The organism is Streptomyces sp. NBC_00582 (assembly GCF_036345155.1).
Classification (GTDB): Bacteria; Actinomycetota; Actinomycetes; order Streptomycetales; family Streptomycetaceae; genus Streptomyces.
The window spans coordinates 696,323-711,555 of sequence record NZ_CP107772.1 but is presented as its reverse complement, the minus strand read 5'-3'; the positions used below and the strand labels follow the sequence as shown (position 1 = coordinate 711,555).

Here is a 15,233-nt window from a genome sequence, read left to right as displayed (position 1 = left end):
CGGTGCGGGGTGTTTCGGTGCGCGGCGTCATGGGCCCCTCGAAGGGCCGCCGTCCTGGGTCTCGGATGCCGGAGACGCGCTGTCGGCCCGTCGCCCCTGGCGCGATCCGGCCGCCTCCCGGGCGACGACGGCCTGGACGTAACGCCGGGACGCGAGGTCGGGCCCGAGCCCGCGCAGCGCGCGGTCGGTCAGCCGGGCCGTCTGCGGCGCCGGAGAGCCGAAACCACGGCGCAGGTCGGCCCAGGCCCGGGCGGAGCCGGTGCCCCACCGCTCGGCCAGCCACGACTCCTCGGCGAAGAGCTCCGCAGCCCGATCGGAGTCACCACAGCCCAGGTGGGCCAAGGCGGCCAGGGAACGCCAGGCCACCAGCCCGGGGTTGGACCACCCACGGGCCGCCGTGCGCCGACCGCACTCCTCGGCTTCGACCAGCGCCTGCCGGGGGCGCCCCTGGCAGAGGTACAACTGTGCGCGTGCGTAGAGCAGATGAATCCAGGTTCCGCTCTCGTCCGCACCGGGCGGCAATTCCTCACCGGCCAGCCGGCCGGCCTCCGCGTAGCGTTCCCGCGCCACGAGCAGGCGGATCTCCATCGCCCGGAGCAAGGGGAGCCGTCTGGGACCCCACACCTCGGCCGGTGCCAGGGAGCGGCACGAGTTGAGGTCGTGCGCGGCCGTGTCCGGGGCACCCGCCTGGAGATTCAGCTGAGCGCGCAGCAGCCGTCCCCACCCCACGAGGGCGGGGCTGCGGCGACGTCCGGCCTCGGCGAGCGCCACGTCCAGCGCGTCGCGAGCGGCGTCGTGGGCGTCCGCGACGGACAACGCCCAGCAGGCGGTGAACCGGGGGGACAGCGCCTCGTCGAGCGGCTCGCGCAACGCCTCCAGAGCGATCTCGCGCACTGCGGCCGCGTCGTGTCCACACGCCGTCTGCCGCCACGCCTTCACCGCGAGCAGGGCCGCACGGGTGTCCGGACCCGGCTCGGACTCGGCAGCCGTCCCGGCCTCGTGTGCCGTGGACGGCCCGGGGCGCAGGACGTCCGTGGGCCGGCTCGGGGAGCTCACCGGGGGGACACCCGTCGGCCCCAGGCCGTACCGTGCGCGGAACCGGGCCGACCCGGTGAGCATGGGATGGGGTTCGCCGCGGCTGAGCAGGAGGTCTGTGGCGGCGGCACGTACCTGCCGACGGACCTGCGTCGCGGACAACAGCTCCGCGATCCTGCGGTCCGACGCCTCGGGCGCGATCACCGCGTACGCCTCGGCGGCCTCCAGGAGCACTTCGGCGCGCTCCGCCGGGTGCAGCGGCTCGCGCAGCGCCCGCTCCAGCAGTTCCGCGGCCTCGGCGTGCCGACCGCGCGCGAGCAGGGTGCGGGAGGCGCGGCGCAACACCGACGGAACCCAGGGTTCACCCAGCGGCACGGTGTTCAGGAGCAGAGCGGCCAGCGCCTCCTCGTCGGCGTCACAGCGGTGCGCCCAGCGGGCCGCCTGCGCGTGCAGCCGCTTACGCTCGTCGCCGTCCACACCGGTCAGCAGCCCCGCCGCGCAGCCGGTCATCCGCAGCTGCGGCGGATCATCCGGGCCGATCAGACCGTGCACCCGCAACGTCCTCACAGCGCACGGAAGTTCGGTGTCGTCCAGGCCTACGAGGGCCGCGACCCGGTCCAGCGGGAGCAGCCCCCGGCAGACGGCGAGACCCTGGATCAGCGCGAGCGGTCCAGAGCGCAGTTTCGCGGCCGACTCGGTGGCCCGGTCCCCGTCCGCTGCCGCGATCTGCTGGGAGAGCGCCGTCCGCAGGCCGACGGCGGACACCAGGGCGGGCTCGCGGCGCAGTGTGTCCAGGGCCCGCACCATCACCCAGGGACTGCCACGGGTGAGGCGGAAGACGCTCTCCCACCAGGTGCCGTCGGATGCCTCCGGGACGGGCAGCCCTGACGCGGTGCACATCGCGTGGAGCTCGGGCAGACCGAGCGGTCCCAGTCCGAGTGACAGTCCGAGGCCGTCCGGGAAGGCGGCCGCCTGGTCCAGGAGCTCCGCGCAGGTGTCGGGGAACTCGCCGTCGGCGCTGGTGACCGACAGCAGCACCCCGAGCGGCGCCGAGGCGAGCCGCCGCAGCAGCCCCGAGATCACCCGCACCGACTCCGGGTCCGCCCACTGGACGTCGTCCAGGACGAGGAGGGTCGGCCGGCTCGCGGCCAGGAGGTAGCGGCACCACCCCTGCACCGAGTCCTCCGTGGGCGGCTCCGCGGCGGGGGCCGGGCCGCCCGCCGCGGACCGGATCGTCCGCAGCTGTCGTACGAAGGCGTACGGGGCGGGCGGGGACGGGGCCGTGCCCACCGCGGTGAGCACCTGGACACCGGCGACCCGGGCGAGGGACATGCCCCGCCGCAGCAGACGGCTGCGTCCGGCGCCCGGGACACCGTGGACCACCGTCACGCCCGGTTGTCCGACGGCCAGCCGGTTCGTCATGCGCAGCAGCGCCGCTTGCTCGGCCTGCCGTCCGTACAGCGGTGTGAAGCCGTCCAGCGACGCCAACTGGAGCAGGAAGGGCTTTTGGGGTGTCGTCAGACGGTCCGGCGGGCTGCTCACAGCTCCCCCTCACGGGCCCGGGTCGCACGGGGCCGGGAGGGGGCCCGCAGGACGTCCGGGAGCTCCTCCCGGCCGCTCACGCCGAGCTTCTGATAGGTGTGGGTCAGGTGCAGTTCGACCGTGCGCCGCGTGATGTAGAGCGCTTCGGCTATCTCCCGGTTGGAGCGGCCGGCCATCGCGAGGGCGGCGACCCGGCGCTCCCGTGCCGTCAACGCGTCGTCCGGGAGGTTGGTGAGCCGACGGGGCCGCCCGCCCGCCTCGGTGAGCCGGAGCCGGATGCCTTCGGCGGCGTTGCCCGCCCCGCACCCGATCATGAGATCCAGCGCGGTCCGGAGCCGGGGCCGGGCGGCCAGGGGGTCGCCGTCGTCGAGCAGGGCGGCGCCCAGCGCGTACTCGGCGCGCGCCCGCAGCAGCCGGGCGGGGGATTCGGCCAGTCGCGCGCAGGCGTCGTCGAGGAGCCGGTGCCCTGCGCGCCCCGGCGTGGCCAGGCCGCGGGCCAGCAGGATCAGTCCGGCGCCACGCGGGGTGTCGGAGCGGGCGCCGAGTGCGCCGCCCTGGGCGGCGACCTGGCGGGCCTCGGCCGGGCGGCCCAGTTCCGTCAGCAGATCCGCTGCCTCCAGCCACCACGGCAGCACCAGAGGGGACTCGGCGCCCTGAGGGCCGAGCGCCCGGCCGCTGGCGCGCAGCGCGATCAGCGCGCCGCGCAGGTCGTCCCGGGCGCGTCGCACGGCGGCCGTCGCCCAGTAGTACACGGGGTGGATGTAGGAGAGTCGTCGCAGTTCCGCGCAGTCCACCTGCGAGAGGACGGCCGCGGCGGCCGCCGTGGTGCCGCGCTGGGCGAGCACATAGGCGAAGACGACGGCGGATGTGACGGCGGGGCCCCCGCGCCGGCGTTCGAGTTCCAGGGCGTGCCGACTGTCCCGTTCCGCCGCGGGCAGGTCTCCTGTCGCGCTCAGGACCAGGGCCCGGACCGTGAGGGCGTGGATCCGGCTGGGGTCGAGCTCCCCTCTGAGCGGGTTGGCCAGGAGCCGGTCGAGCGTCTCGAGTGCCGTGGTGTTGTCGTCGGTGAGGTTGGTGACGACCGCGGAGGCGATCAGCGACAGATCGTCGAGGGGGGTGCCCGGGCCCTCGACCGCGGGAGGGCGGGGGGGCTCGCTCACGGGGCGGCCGCTGAGCACCGACAGCGCGGCGCGGGCGAGCCGCAGCCGGCGGTCGCCGGGGCTGTTGCCGACGGGCTCGCCGCACATCCGGGAGCGTTCCCTGACCCAGTGCATGGTTTCGGGGCCCAGCGCGCCGGTGAGCAGCAGGGCGGACTCCAGGGCGGGTCTGCAGTCCGGAGGAACGACGACCTTCCCGGAACCGGGCCGGTGCTCCAGCACGTCGGCCAGCAGCCGGGCCGCGTCGTCGCCGCGGCCGAGCACGACGAGGGTGTCGGCGTACCGCAGGGCGATGGCGGCGAGTTCGTGTCCGTCGGTGCTGCTCGTCAGCAGGGTGCTCAGGTGGTGGACCGCCAGGTTCGGCGCGGTGGTGCTGAGCGTGTCGGCCAGCAGGGCCCTGATCCGGCGGAGCATGCGGGTGTTCTCGCCGGCACCGATGTCCAGGGCGTGTGACAGGTAGCGTACGGCGGCCCTCGGTGACGCGGCGGACAGGGCCGCGCTGTAGAGGGTCTCCAGCATCCACGGCGCGCCGCCGTAGCGGATCCGCAGGAGTACGTCCGCCACCTGGGCCGGCGGGCGGCCGGCGTCCTCCAGGAGGCGGGCGGCGCGGGCGTACAGCGGAATGAGGTCGTCGCCGGACAGGCCGTCCGGTACGTGGTCGGTGGGGCCCTCCGCCGGCGCTCCCGGGGGGAGGGGTAGGAGGCGGCGTTCGGTGAGGTGGTCCAGAGCGCGCCGTACGGCGGGCAGCGGCATCCGGATCAGTTCGCTCACCAACTCCGCGTCGGAGCACCCCAGTACGGCCACGGCGGACAGGACGGTGGAGGCGGAGGAGGGGAGAGCTTCCGGGCTTTGGTACGCCGTGGGGCCCGTCCCGTCGCCTGTCGCACGTTGGGCACCGGAGTGCCGGTCGACGAAGGCGTGTACGGCCGAGGGGATGCCCTCGGAGCGCTCCAGGCAGGCACGCAGCAGGACCGGGCAGGGAGTGTGCCCCAGCCTCCGGGTGAGCAGTTCGGCGATGTCGCTGTCGGGCAGGGGGGCCAACGCGACCGTGGTCCACGCATGGTGGGTGAGCAGCGAGACGAGGGCCGGTGGTTCGGCGACGGGGGCCGCGGTGATGACCGGCAGCAGCGGCAGCCCGAGGGATCTGCGGAGGACGTAGTCGAGGGCGCGCAGTGTCTGCGGGCGGGACAGGTGTGCGTCGTCCACGGCCAGGACCACGGGTCCGCGCCGGCACAGTGCCACCACCGTCTCGTGGAGCTGGTGGCAGGACAGAGGGCCCTCGGCCCGCGGATGCCGGCCGGGGGGTTCGTGCCCGCGTGCGGCACCGAGGGAGTCGTACCAGGTTCCGTCCGCGAGGCCGGCGCGCAGCACGGACGTCTGGGGTGGCACAAGGTCGCAGAAGGCGCGCAGTACCGCGCTGCGGCCGATTCCTACGGGGCCTGTCAGCATCACGCCGGGGACTGAGCCCGAGCCGGTCCGGGGGATGAGGTCGATCAGCGCCGAGAGCAGCGCGGATCTGCCCACCAGGGGTTCGGCCGGGGTCTCACTCGTGCTCGGTGATCGATGGGCCGGTAAGGCCGAGGTGAGGTTCACGGGGCCACCGAATGTTCTGTGGGGACGGACACTTGATGGGCTCTGTGCGGGGAGGGAAAAGGAGCGGGGAGGTTGGGTGCGGACAACGGGAGCTGGGGGTTCAGCTCACAAGGGCCCATGGGTGAAGGGCATTAGGCGCGCACCGTTTCGTAAACGGTCTACAGCGCTTTGTTCTTGGTTCACGGTCAGCACACACAACGCTCTGGATTGTAGCCGATTCGCTCTGTCAACATGTGTGCGCTGTGAAGGACCGGTGAGGGGAATGGTTTGGGAGCGTGTCGCGGCGGCGCCGGAAAAAGTCCTGAAGTGTCGGCGCCGGCGGGCATTGTGTCCGGTTCATCCAATTCGCTCGGGTGCGGAGGTGGTGTGAACGGGGCGCGGTGTGTGAATAACCTTGAATTGAGTCCAATTTCACGGGCGGCTGACTTGCGGGCATTGCGCGCAGGCATTTCCCGTACCGATGCAGCCGGGAATTCGGCTCAGGCGGGCAGCCGGATGCGGAACCACGCCCCCCGGCGGCCGGGTTCCAGGGACACCGTGCCGCCGTGCGCGCTGACGATGGCCGCCACGACACTGAGGCCCAGGCCGTTTCCGCCGCCGGCGTCCGCCTGTCCCGCCGGGGGTGCCGCCTGCCCGCCGTGGACGAACCGTTCGAAGGCCGACTGGCGCAACTCGGCGGGTATGCCCGGTCCGTCGTCGATGACCTCGATGACCCGGAAGCCGTCCTCGGTGCCCAGGCCCAGAGCGGTGCGGGTGCCACCGGGCGTGTGATGCCGCACGTTCGCCAGCAGGTTGGCGACCGCCTGGTAGAGACGGTCCCGGTCACCGTGGACCCCGTGGGTGCCCGGCAGGATCGTGAGCCGGATCGGATGGTGCGGGGAGCAGGCCTGGGCGTCGGCCACCGCCTCGCGGCACAACTGCGCGAGGTTGACCGGTTCGCGACGCAGCGGCTGGCCCAGGTCGAGCCGGGCGAGCAGCATCAACTCGTCCAGGAGGCCCGACATGCGGCGGGTCTCGTCCGACATGCGGGCCATGACCAGGTCGAACTTCTCCACGTCGGTGAGCCCGCTGAGTCGGGCCAACTGGACATACCCGGATATCGCGGTGAGCGGATTGCGCAGCTCATGGCAGGCGGTCGCCACGAACGCCAGCAGGCGCTGCTCGGACTTGCGTCGTCGGTCGCGCTCCCTGAGCAGTTCGGCGCCGAGCCCGACGGCGAACAACAACGGCACGGAGAGCAGCGCCAGTTTGAGCAACGCTCCGGAACCAGGGGCGCGCAGCGTCGACATCGGCCCCATCGCTCCCAAGGTCGACGCGCCGACGTCGATCACGGCCACCCGCTCGCCGCGACCGGTCACGACCGGGTGGCGGTTCGTCGCGTACGCGGTGCCCGCCCCGACCGTCGGAGCCGGCCCTCGGCCCGGCGTAGGCCCGGTGGACAGGGCGAAGAGAACGACCACGAGGGACAGGACATGGACCGCCGCACGTCTGTACCGGGTCCGAGGCGGGGTCAGGAGCTGAGGCACCGGCATCGCGGCCTCCTCGCTGGTCTGTCGAAGGTACACCTCACCGCCCGTTCCAGGTGCCTTGCGCCAACACAACGAAATCAAGCCTTGCTTGGCGGCACGATACCCAAGCGCCTACTCGTGTCGGCAAGTCTCGCGTGATGAGGACGTTACAACGAGCTATGGGTGTCGACGACGACATAAAGCCAGGTGGGAAGGGCGGAGGCGGACATGGAGGCGTGGCGCCGCGGATTCGGGGCGGCACGGCACCGATCCTCCTGGCGCGGGAGCCCAGCCGACCGTACGTCCGGCAGTGAGGCACCCGCGGCCGCCTGCCCGCACGGCGGCTCTCGGAAGGAAAGCGCTGGTCAAAGGCGTCGTTGGGGCGCGGGGTGGACCGGCACGCGGTCCCCGGGGTCCCCGGCTGCCCCCCACGGCCGGATTGCAGGCAACACGCGCGTCCGTGACGCACTGCCGCTGCGTGGATCTAGGGGAATCCCTGGATTTCACCGGGATGCGTGGTGCCGGTCCGGCCCGTGTGCCGGGCCCTGCCGCGTCGGTCCGGATCAGGGCCGCTGCCCCGGTGAGGCGGTGTCGAGGAGCCGCCCTCTTCCCGTGGCGGGCAGACTGACACGGAACCACGCGCCCCGTTCGGACGGTTCGAGACCGATCGAACCGCCGTGTGCGGTGACCACCGCGGCCGCCACGCTCAGCCCGAGTCCGCGGCCGGGGCGCGGGGGCACCTGAGGATCCTTCGGCGTGGCGCTCGCCGCGCGGAAGAAGGGTTCGAAGATGCGGTCCCGCACGGACTCGGCCACGCCGGGGCCGTCGTCGATCACATCGATGACATGGCGGTCACCGTCCAGTCCCAACCGGACCTGGGCGGAGGTCTCCTCTGGGGTGTGGGCCAGCACGTTGGAGAGCAGGTTGTCGATCGCCCGCTGCAGCGTTAGCAGATCCCCCTTCACCCAGTGGGGGAAGGACTCCACCACGCAGCGCAGCGTGCGCGGAGTGCCCGGGGTCTGGGCCCGGGTCACCGCCTGATGGCAGAGTTGGGCCAGGTCCACAGGCCGTTGGTCGAGCACCCCGCCGAGCCCCAGCCGCGCCAGCAGCAACATGTCCTCGACCAGGCCGCTCAGGCGCTGGGACTCCTTCTGGACCTGCTCCATCGCCTGGTCCCGTCGATTCGGGTCGTCCAGTGCCCTGATCAGGGCCAGTTGCGTGTATCCGGTGATGGTGGTGAGAGGGGTGCGCAGTTCATGACTGGCGGCGTCCACGAGTTCGCACAGCCAGTGCTCCTCCCGACGCCGGCGCACCGAGTCCTCCTCGATGCGCCGCAGCAGGTAGTTGTACGTGTCGGCGGCGCTCCGCAACTCCCTGAGCGGGTGCGTCACGACCGGAACGCCCTCCGAGGGCTCGGCACGGCCCTCCGCGATCCGCCGGGCGTCACACGACATCTCGCGCACGGAGACGAAGGCCCGCCGACTGCCCCACAGGACGGCCAGGGAGAGGACGACGATCAGGGGGACGCCGGTGACGGTCTCGATGCCCACCAGCGTCCGCACAGTCGCCGCGTCCGCGCTCGTCGACCGCGCGGTCACCAGGTACGCGCCGTCCGGCAGCCGGTCCACGATCGCCCGGGCCGCTCGGCCCTCCACCGGCAGCGGGTGATCGGTGCCGGCCCGCTCACGCAACTGCTTCGCCGATTCCGGAAGGGAGTCGAGCAGGGTCGCGGGCCCCGTCGACAGACGTACGGCACCCCGGCCGTCGGTCACCAGGGACGCCGAGCCGTCCTGCGCCGGAGACAGGCCCCGCCCCGCACGCAGTGCCTCCAGCCGGAAGCGGTGGCTCTGGGTGATCTGCTCGTCGGTGCGCTCCCTCAGACGGTGCGCCAGTGCGGACGCGCAGTAGAGGTCGGCACCGAGCACACTGAGCGCCGCGATGACGAGGAAGCCCCAGGTGAGCCTGCGGACCGCGGACTTGGGGGCGGGACGGACCCGGGCGTCCCGGCCCTTGCGACGCCTCGGGGCGGCGCACGCGGCGGTGGACACCTCAGTCCTCCCTGACGGGCTCGGGAGGGGTCGACCGCACGAGATAGCCCGCCCCGCGAACGGTGTGTATCAGCGTCTGGTCGGTGTCGCCCAGTTTGCGGCGCAGGTAGTAGATGTACGTCTCGACGATTCCCGACTCCCCCCGGAAGTCGTAGCTCCACACGTGGTCCAGCATCTGTGCCTTGGAGATGACCTGGTCCGCGTTCTTCAGGAGATAGCGCAATAACGCGAATTCCGTCGACGACAGCTGCACGAGCTCGCCGTGCCGCCAGACCTCGCGCGTGTCCTGGTCCAGCTCCACCCAACCGGCGCGCAACCTGCGGCCGTTGACCGGCACGAGCTCACGTCCGCGGCGCATGACGGCCCGGATCCGGGCCACCACCTCGTTGAGGTCGAACGGCTTGGTGACGTAGTCGTCGGCGAGTTCGAGGCCCCGGACCTTGTCCTCCATCGCGTCGCGGGCGGTCACGAACAGGACGGGGGCATTGACGCCCGCGCCCCGCAGCCCCCGGCAGACCGCGAATCCGTCCATGTCCGGAAGGACGATGTCGAGCAGTATCACGTCCGGGGCACGGTGGGTCGCCAGGGCGAGAGCCTCGCTTCCCCGGCCGGCGGTGACGACCTCGAATCCGAGGAATTGCAGCGCCATGGAGAGCATGGAGGCGATGCTGGACTCGTCCTCCACGACGAGCACGGTCGTTTTCGAGGACGTGTCGCTCTGGTTCATCGTGTGCGCACCATGAAGTCGGTAAGAACCCATTGTTGTCGAGATCTGCCCGCGGAATCGAGGAAGACGGGATCACCTGCTGTCCTCGTCATGATGGCACAGGGATGATCCCGCAGATCGTTCTCCGATCGTGCTCTGAGGAGACTTTGATGTACCTCTGAAGTTCGTGGACTTTGCTCTCCCGACATGACCACATACGCGGAGGCCGTACCTGACCTTCATCCTCTCTTCACCCCGGAGGGGATCGAGGATGTCGACGAAGGACGCCGCAGAGTCCGGTGGGAGATCTTCTCGGCGCTGACCGAGGTGGTGTCCGGCCAAGGGGACTGGAGCTGGCAGAGCGCGGCTCGTATCCGTGCGGAGGGGCGGGCGTGGGCGCGACGCGGCCGCTCGCTCGACGAACTGCTCGGCATGGTGGGCGGCTTGACCCGCCATCTCATCAACCGGTGCACGGTGGGCGCCCGCGACACGGACGCCCTGACCCACGAGGTGATGGTGCTGCGGCTCGGCGACGCCGGCCGACTCGTGGCCCGGGAGCTGAACTGCGGCTTCTTCGAGGTGGGGACCGGCGGTGAGTACGAGCCGGAGCCTCCCCGGGAGGAGGTCCCCGCGCACCCCACCCAGGAGGTGGCGGGCACGGCCCGGGCGCTGCTGGCCGTGCGCGCCCTGTCCTGCACGATCGCCGACATCGACCGCGTCTTCCGAGGTCTGGCTGCCGCGGTGGTGCCGGTCTCCGACGAAGGGGCCCACGTGCTGCTGACGGCGGCCTCTCAGGAAGAGGCCGTCGCCCTCGCCCGCGAAGCACACAAGGATCTCCCGGGCGACGTCTGGATCGCGGTGCACTGGCAGGACCCGTCCGTCCGCGCGTCGGACGCAGGGGCGGAACAGGAGGCGGGCGGAGTGACGGTCGCCGACGGGATCTGCGCCACGCTCCTCGCCCTCGACTGTCCGCCCGGGGTGTACGGCCTCGACGACGTCCTGGTCGAGTACGGCGCGGCGGAGACCCCGGCCGTTTCCGAGCGGCTGCTCAAAATGGTCGAGCCGTTGAACGAGCAGCCCGTCCTCTGGGACACCCTGACCGCCCTCATCGCCGCCGACGGTGTCCGTCACCGCGCCTGTGAGCGGCTGGGCATCCACCGCAACACACTCGACCGGCGCCTTCAGCGGATCGGCCTGCTCACCGGCCAGCGCCTCGACGGGCTGCGTGGCCTGTGCACCCTGCGAGCGGCCCTCGCCGTCGCCGCCGTCACCCGGTTCCAGCGCAGCGCGGGTCTGACCTGGTCCGAACCGACGGCTACGACGGACGCGTCGGACCCCTGGGACCCCTCTGTCGTCGGCGACCACGCTGCCGTCGCGGACGGTCCGCCCGCCCCCGCCGCGGTCGCGCCCCGCCCTCTCATCCCGGCTCCCCGAGGCATGTCCCTCCCGTCGCCGCTGCACACGGCGGCCCACCAGGTCCGAGCCCGCCACGGCGCGCCCCAGACCGCCACGGCCTAGCTCCCTCCTGAACGGCGCGAAAGCCCGCCACGACGGACGCCGCTCTGGCGATGTGCTGGTGGCGGAAGGCGCCTGCCCGCACCATGTGCCGTGACGGCTGAGGCAGGGCGGTGGTACCACCGTGGATCTGATCCATCTCTCGGATGGTGACAACCGCTTCCGAGTAAGAGTGCTGGGCCGTCGTATGCCAGGGGTGCTGCCACTCCACGACCTACTCGATGCGGAGGTCCTCATCGAGAGCGGCTTTGTGAACGGTCGCTCGGCACTGTCGCTGTCTCCCAAGGACCTGGCCGGCTGGTCGGAGGCTCTGGACACACTTGCCGCCGGCGGTGACGTCTGCCGGACGGACGACGACCGCAGCCCTGACATCCAGGTGCGGGCGCTCAACGAAGAGCACGGGACGCCCGCCGTGCGCTGATCCAGCCCTCTTCGAGACACAGGGGATTCTGCCAGTCGGCGCAAGCAGATGAGTGCGCATCCGAGGGTGAGGAAGACTTCCACGAGGTCCTGCTCGGCGAGCTCCACCAAGACCGGACCGCCCGCCGCGGCATCGAGCGCGGCTCCGACATCCACGGGTCTCGGTCCACTCAGCCAGGCGCCGCCAGCAGGTCATCCCCGAACCGAGGCCGAGTGCCCACGGCAAGTGGTCCCAGGCGATCCCAGTGTGCGGGACGAGCAGGATGCCCTGGAACACCAGCCGGTCCGGATGCCGTTCGCGCCCTGATACCGGGTGCGACGCTCCACCTCGGGCGGCAGCGGCGCGATGACCGCCCACAACTAGTCGTCGACATCCCACGGCTTCGGCCGCCTCATGAGGAGTTCCCGGCCAAGCCCGACACCCCGAGGCCCAGGGCCCCATACCGGTTCATGGTCGACGCAATACCACTCCTTGACCTTTTTCGGTCAGAGCTGAAGATTTCCCTAGCGACCGGCCCCCCATGATGGGGGCGCCTGCCGGTGTGGCATGCGCACGCCCGCCTGGAGAGATCGAATGAAGAACACAGCAGTCGGCCGCCCCTATCACCGCGCCATCACCCCGGCCGAGTGGACCTATCTCGGTCTGCCCATGCCCCAGGACATCCAGTATGTGATCGAGGGCGAGGGCGACCTTTCCCCGGACGACGTGATCAGGGCCGTCGGCCTCGCCTCGGAGGCGTCACCCGGCACACGGCTGGTCCGAAAAGGCAAGCTGTGGGTGGACAGCGGGGTCAGCCCGGCCGTGCGGGTCATGGACCGCCCCCTGGACCGGCGACACCTGGACTGCCAGGCCCTCCAGGCCCACGCCGGCCGGCGCGGCACACCCCTGGAAGTGCTGCTGTTCCCCGGCGACCCGGCCTCCGTCGTGTTCAGGGGCCGGCACGAGGTGACCGACGCCCGCGGCCTCGCCCTGTGGGTCGAGGACGTCTTCCGCGTCCTGCGCGGGCAGGAGCCCGTGGGCGCGGCGGCGACCCTCAACAGCACGCAGTTCCTCGAGGCCCTGCATCCGCAGGGACTGCCCCCGATCCCACCCGGCGCCGGTGCCCTGAAGTGGCCGTCCCCGCTGGGCCGCCTGCCAGGAGGCAGCCGCAAGGTGATGTGGCGCAACAGGACCGTCGACGGCACCCACCCGGCCGCCACCGCCAAGGTCGCCGCGGCACTCGCGGCCGCATACGGGCCGCAGGGGAGAGGGAGCTTCTTCGTCCCGGTGGACCTGCGCCGCCACGCTCCGGACATCCGCTCCACGGCGTGGCTGTCGCAGGCGGTGATCCTCGACGTCGACAGCGGCGACGACTGGGAGCACATCCACCGCAGACTCCTCGCGGCGCTGGCCGACGGCGAAGAGGTCGCCCTGCGCACCGAGCCGAACATGATGCGGATGCCGAGGGCGGCCATCCGGCTGCTCTCCAAGGCCGTCGCCCGTGCGGCCGCCCGCTCGGACCGCTACTCGGGGCTGGCCTTCGTCACCCACCTCGGCAGCTTCGACCTCGCCGACTTCTCCACCGACGGCTTCCGCGCCACCGCGATGTACACCCTGGGCGGCACCGGCCCCGGCGCTCCTCCGGCCGTCGACCTGATGGACTCCGGCGGCCGCACCGAGGTCACGGTCTCCTGGCTGGACGGCCCCGGCGTGGCGCAACGCGCGGAGGCGCTGCTCGACACGGTGGAGGAGGCGCTCTCGCCGTCCCGGAACCGTCATTGGGACGGCAACCTGACCGACCACGCGGTGCGCACCGAGAGCCTGATGGAGCTCATCCGCGCCCAGGTACGGCAGGTGCCGGACAAGGTGGCGCTCACCGGGCCCGAGGGCGACGTCACGTACGACGAGATCAGTCGCCGCGCCGACGCCGTGGCCCATGAACTGCACCGCCTCGGCGTGGGCCCGGGCTCCGTCGTGGGGCTGCTCGCCGACCGCACGGTAGCGGCCGTCGCGGGCATCTGGGGAGTCCTCCGGGCCGGGGCGGCGTTCCTTCCCCTGGACCCGTTGCACCCGGACCACCGGCTCGCCGACGTCCTGGCCGATGCGGGCGTGCGCCACTGCCTGGTCCAACAGGGGTACGAGGGACGGGACCTCTTCCCGTCCGGCTGCGTACCGCTGCCGCTCGACGACCTCTCCCGAGCCAGGCCCGACCAGGCCGCATTCCACGACGTCCGGCCGCGGCCCGACGATCTGGCGTACGTGATCTACACCTCCGGATCGACCGGCCGGCCCAAGGGCGTGCTGATCGAGCACGGGAACCTGCTGAACTATCTGCACTGGGCCCTGGACATGTTCCGGATCGGCCCGGAGACCAGACTCACCCTGATGACCTCGCTGTCCTTCGACGTCTCCATGACATCGCTCTTCGGGCCGGGCATGGTGGGCGGGACGATCGTGCTGGTGCCCGACCGCATCAACCACCTGACGCTGCGCAGACTGCTGGAACGATCCGGCGCCACCATGCTCAACCTCACCCCCTCCCACCTCGATCTGATCGGCCAGCTGGACCTCAGTCCCACCGACTGCACCGGCGTGATCATCACCGGTGAGCAGCTCCGGGTGGAGGTCGCCGCCCGGGCGCAGCGGATGTTCGGGCAGAAGTGCCGGATCATCAACCAGTACGGCCCGACCGAGGTCACCGTCGGCTGCACCGCCCATGTCTTCGACGAGGCCAGGGACGGCGGCGCGACCGCGGTGCCGATCGGGCTCCCCGGGTACAACTCCTCGGTGTACCTGCTCGACGAACGGGGTCGCTTCGTCGAGCCCGGCGAGACGGGGGAGATGTACCTGGGCGGCGCCCAGCTGGCACGCGGCTATCTGGGCCGTCCCGACCTGGACGCCGAGCGGTTCGTCCGGCTGGCCGACGGCACCAGGGTGTACCGGACCGGGGACCTGGCCACCGTCCTGCCCTCGGGCGACCTCGCGTACGTCGGCCGCAACGACGACCAGGTCAAGGTGCGCGGCAACCGGGTCGAGCCCGCCGAGGTGGCGCGAGCGCTGGAGCGGCATCCCGCGGTGGAGCGCGCCGTGGTGGTGGCCAGGACCCGGCCCGGTGGGACGGGCAAGACGCTCTGCGCGTACGTCATCCCCCGTTCCCACGTCACCGCGAAGGAACTGGAGGAGCACACCGCAGGGCTGCTGCCGCCCTACATGGTGCCGGCGGCGTTCGTCACCGTCTCCGAACTGGCCTACACCGTCAGCGGAAAGGTGGACGCCCGTGCGCTGCCCGATCCCTTCGCCACCGAGGGCGGCCCGACGGCGGGTACGGCATCCGCGACCTCCGACCCGGTCACCCGGGCCGTGGCCGAGGTCTGGTCGCGGGTCCTCGCCATCCCCCCGGAGCGACTGGACGAGCAGGCCGACTTCCACCGGCTGGGCGGGGACTCCCTGGCGCTGCTCTCCATGCTCGCCGGAGTCAGCCGTGATCTTCTGGCCCAGGGCGGAGAGGAGGCGTTCATGGCGAACCTCCTCACGATCATCGACAAACCGACCCTGTCCCACGTGGCCCAACTCGCCCGCACCGCAGGAGCCGGCACCTGAGGGACCAACCATCTGGGGATGTACGTATAGAGAATCTGTGTTTCTACCGATGCGTCCCTGACACCCGTGCCGTTTCCTTGCGCTCATGACGACACCTGGCGTGAAAGAGCAGATGCCGAAGAATGTGAG

8 protein-coding genes and 1 pseudogene are annotated in these 15,233 nt (G+C 71.7%); 3 read left to right on the top strand and 6 right to left on the bottom strand.

From position 1 onward, the window contains the following. Window positions 1-27: 27 nt before the first annotated feature. From OG852_RS03260 to OG852_RS03240, 5 genes are all read right to left on the bottom strand, one after another. A complete protein-coding gene (locus OG852_RS03260; RefSeq protein ID WP_330346997.1) occupies window positions 28-2,577 on the bottom strand; it encodes an ATP-binding protein in 2,550 nt (849 codons plus the stop codon). Beyond that, window positions 2,574-5,327 carry a LuxR C-terminal-related transcriptional regulator gene (locus OG852_RS03255; protein ID WP_330346996.1) on the bottom strand — a complete coding sequence of 918 codons (2,754 nt, stop codon included), beginning with the start codon at window positions 5,325-5,327 and terminating at the stop codon, window positions 2,574-2,576. Before OG852_RS03255 ends, OG852_RS03260 begins: the two co-directional genes overlap by 4 nt. 479 nt (window positions 5,328-5,806) lie before the next feature. Then, the gene (locus OG852_RS03250; protein ID WP_133916942.1) at window positions 5,807-6,859 is read right to left on the bottom strand and encodes a sensor histidine kinase; all 1,053 of its coding nucleotides are present in this window, start codon (window positions 6,857-6,859) and stop codon (window positions 5,807-5,809) included. A 539-nt stretch (window positions 6,860-7,398) separates the two neighbouring features. Further along, the gene (locus tag OG852_RS03245; RefSeq protein ID WP_330346995.1) at window positions 7,399-8,883 is read right to left on the bottom strand and encodes a sensor histidine kinase; all 1,485 of its coding nucleotides are present in this window, start codon (window positions 8,881-8,883) and stop codon (window positions 7,399-7,401) included. A gap of 1 nt (window position 8,884) precedes the next feature. Beyond that, a complete protein-coding gene (locus tag OG852_RS03240) occupies window positions 8,885-9,610 on the bottom strand; it encodes a response regulator transcription factor (protein WP_133916940.1) in 726 nt (241 codons plus the stop codon). Between the two features lie 186 nt (window positions 9,611-9,796). Here OG852_RS03240 and OG852_RS03235 point away from each other — a divergent pair, with 186 nt between their 5' ends. Then, on the top strand, window positions 9,797-11,107 hold the full coding sequence (locus OG852_RS03235) for a helix-turn-helix domain-containing protein (protein ID WP_133916939.1): 1,311 nt from the start codon (window positions 9,797-9,799) through the stop codon (window positions 11,105-11,107). A gap of 121 nt (window positions 11,108-11,228) precedes the next feature. After that, the gene (locus OG852_RS03230; RefSeq protein ID WP_330346994.1) at window positions 11,229-11,525 is read left to right on the top strand and encodes a DUF5959 family protein; all 297 of its coding nucleotides are present in this window, start codon (window positions 11,229-11,231) and stop codon (window positions 11,523-11,525) included. A 159-nt stretch (window positions 11,526-11,684) separates the two neighbouring features. Here OG852_RS03230 and OG852_RS03225 read toward each other — a convergent pair. Further along, window positions 11,685-11,884 (bottom strand): annotated as a pseudogene (locus OG852_RS03225) (transposase); the annotation flags it as partial. 214 nt (window positions 11,885-12,098) lie between these two features. On the opposite strand from OG852_RS03225, the gene OG852_RS03220 reads away from it, so the two are divergent. Further along, on the top strand, window positions 12,099-15,104 hold the full coding sequence (locus tag OG852_RS03220) for a non-ribosomal peptide synthetase (RefSeq protein WP_330346993.1): 3,006 nt from the start codon (window positions 12,099-12,101) through the stop codon (window positions 15,102-15,104). Window positions 15,105-15,233 lie beyond the last annotated feature (129 nt).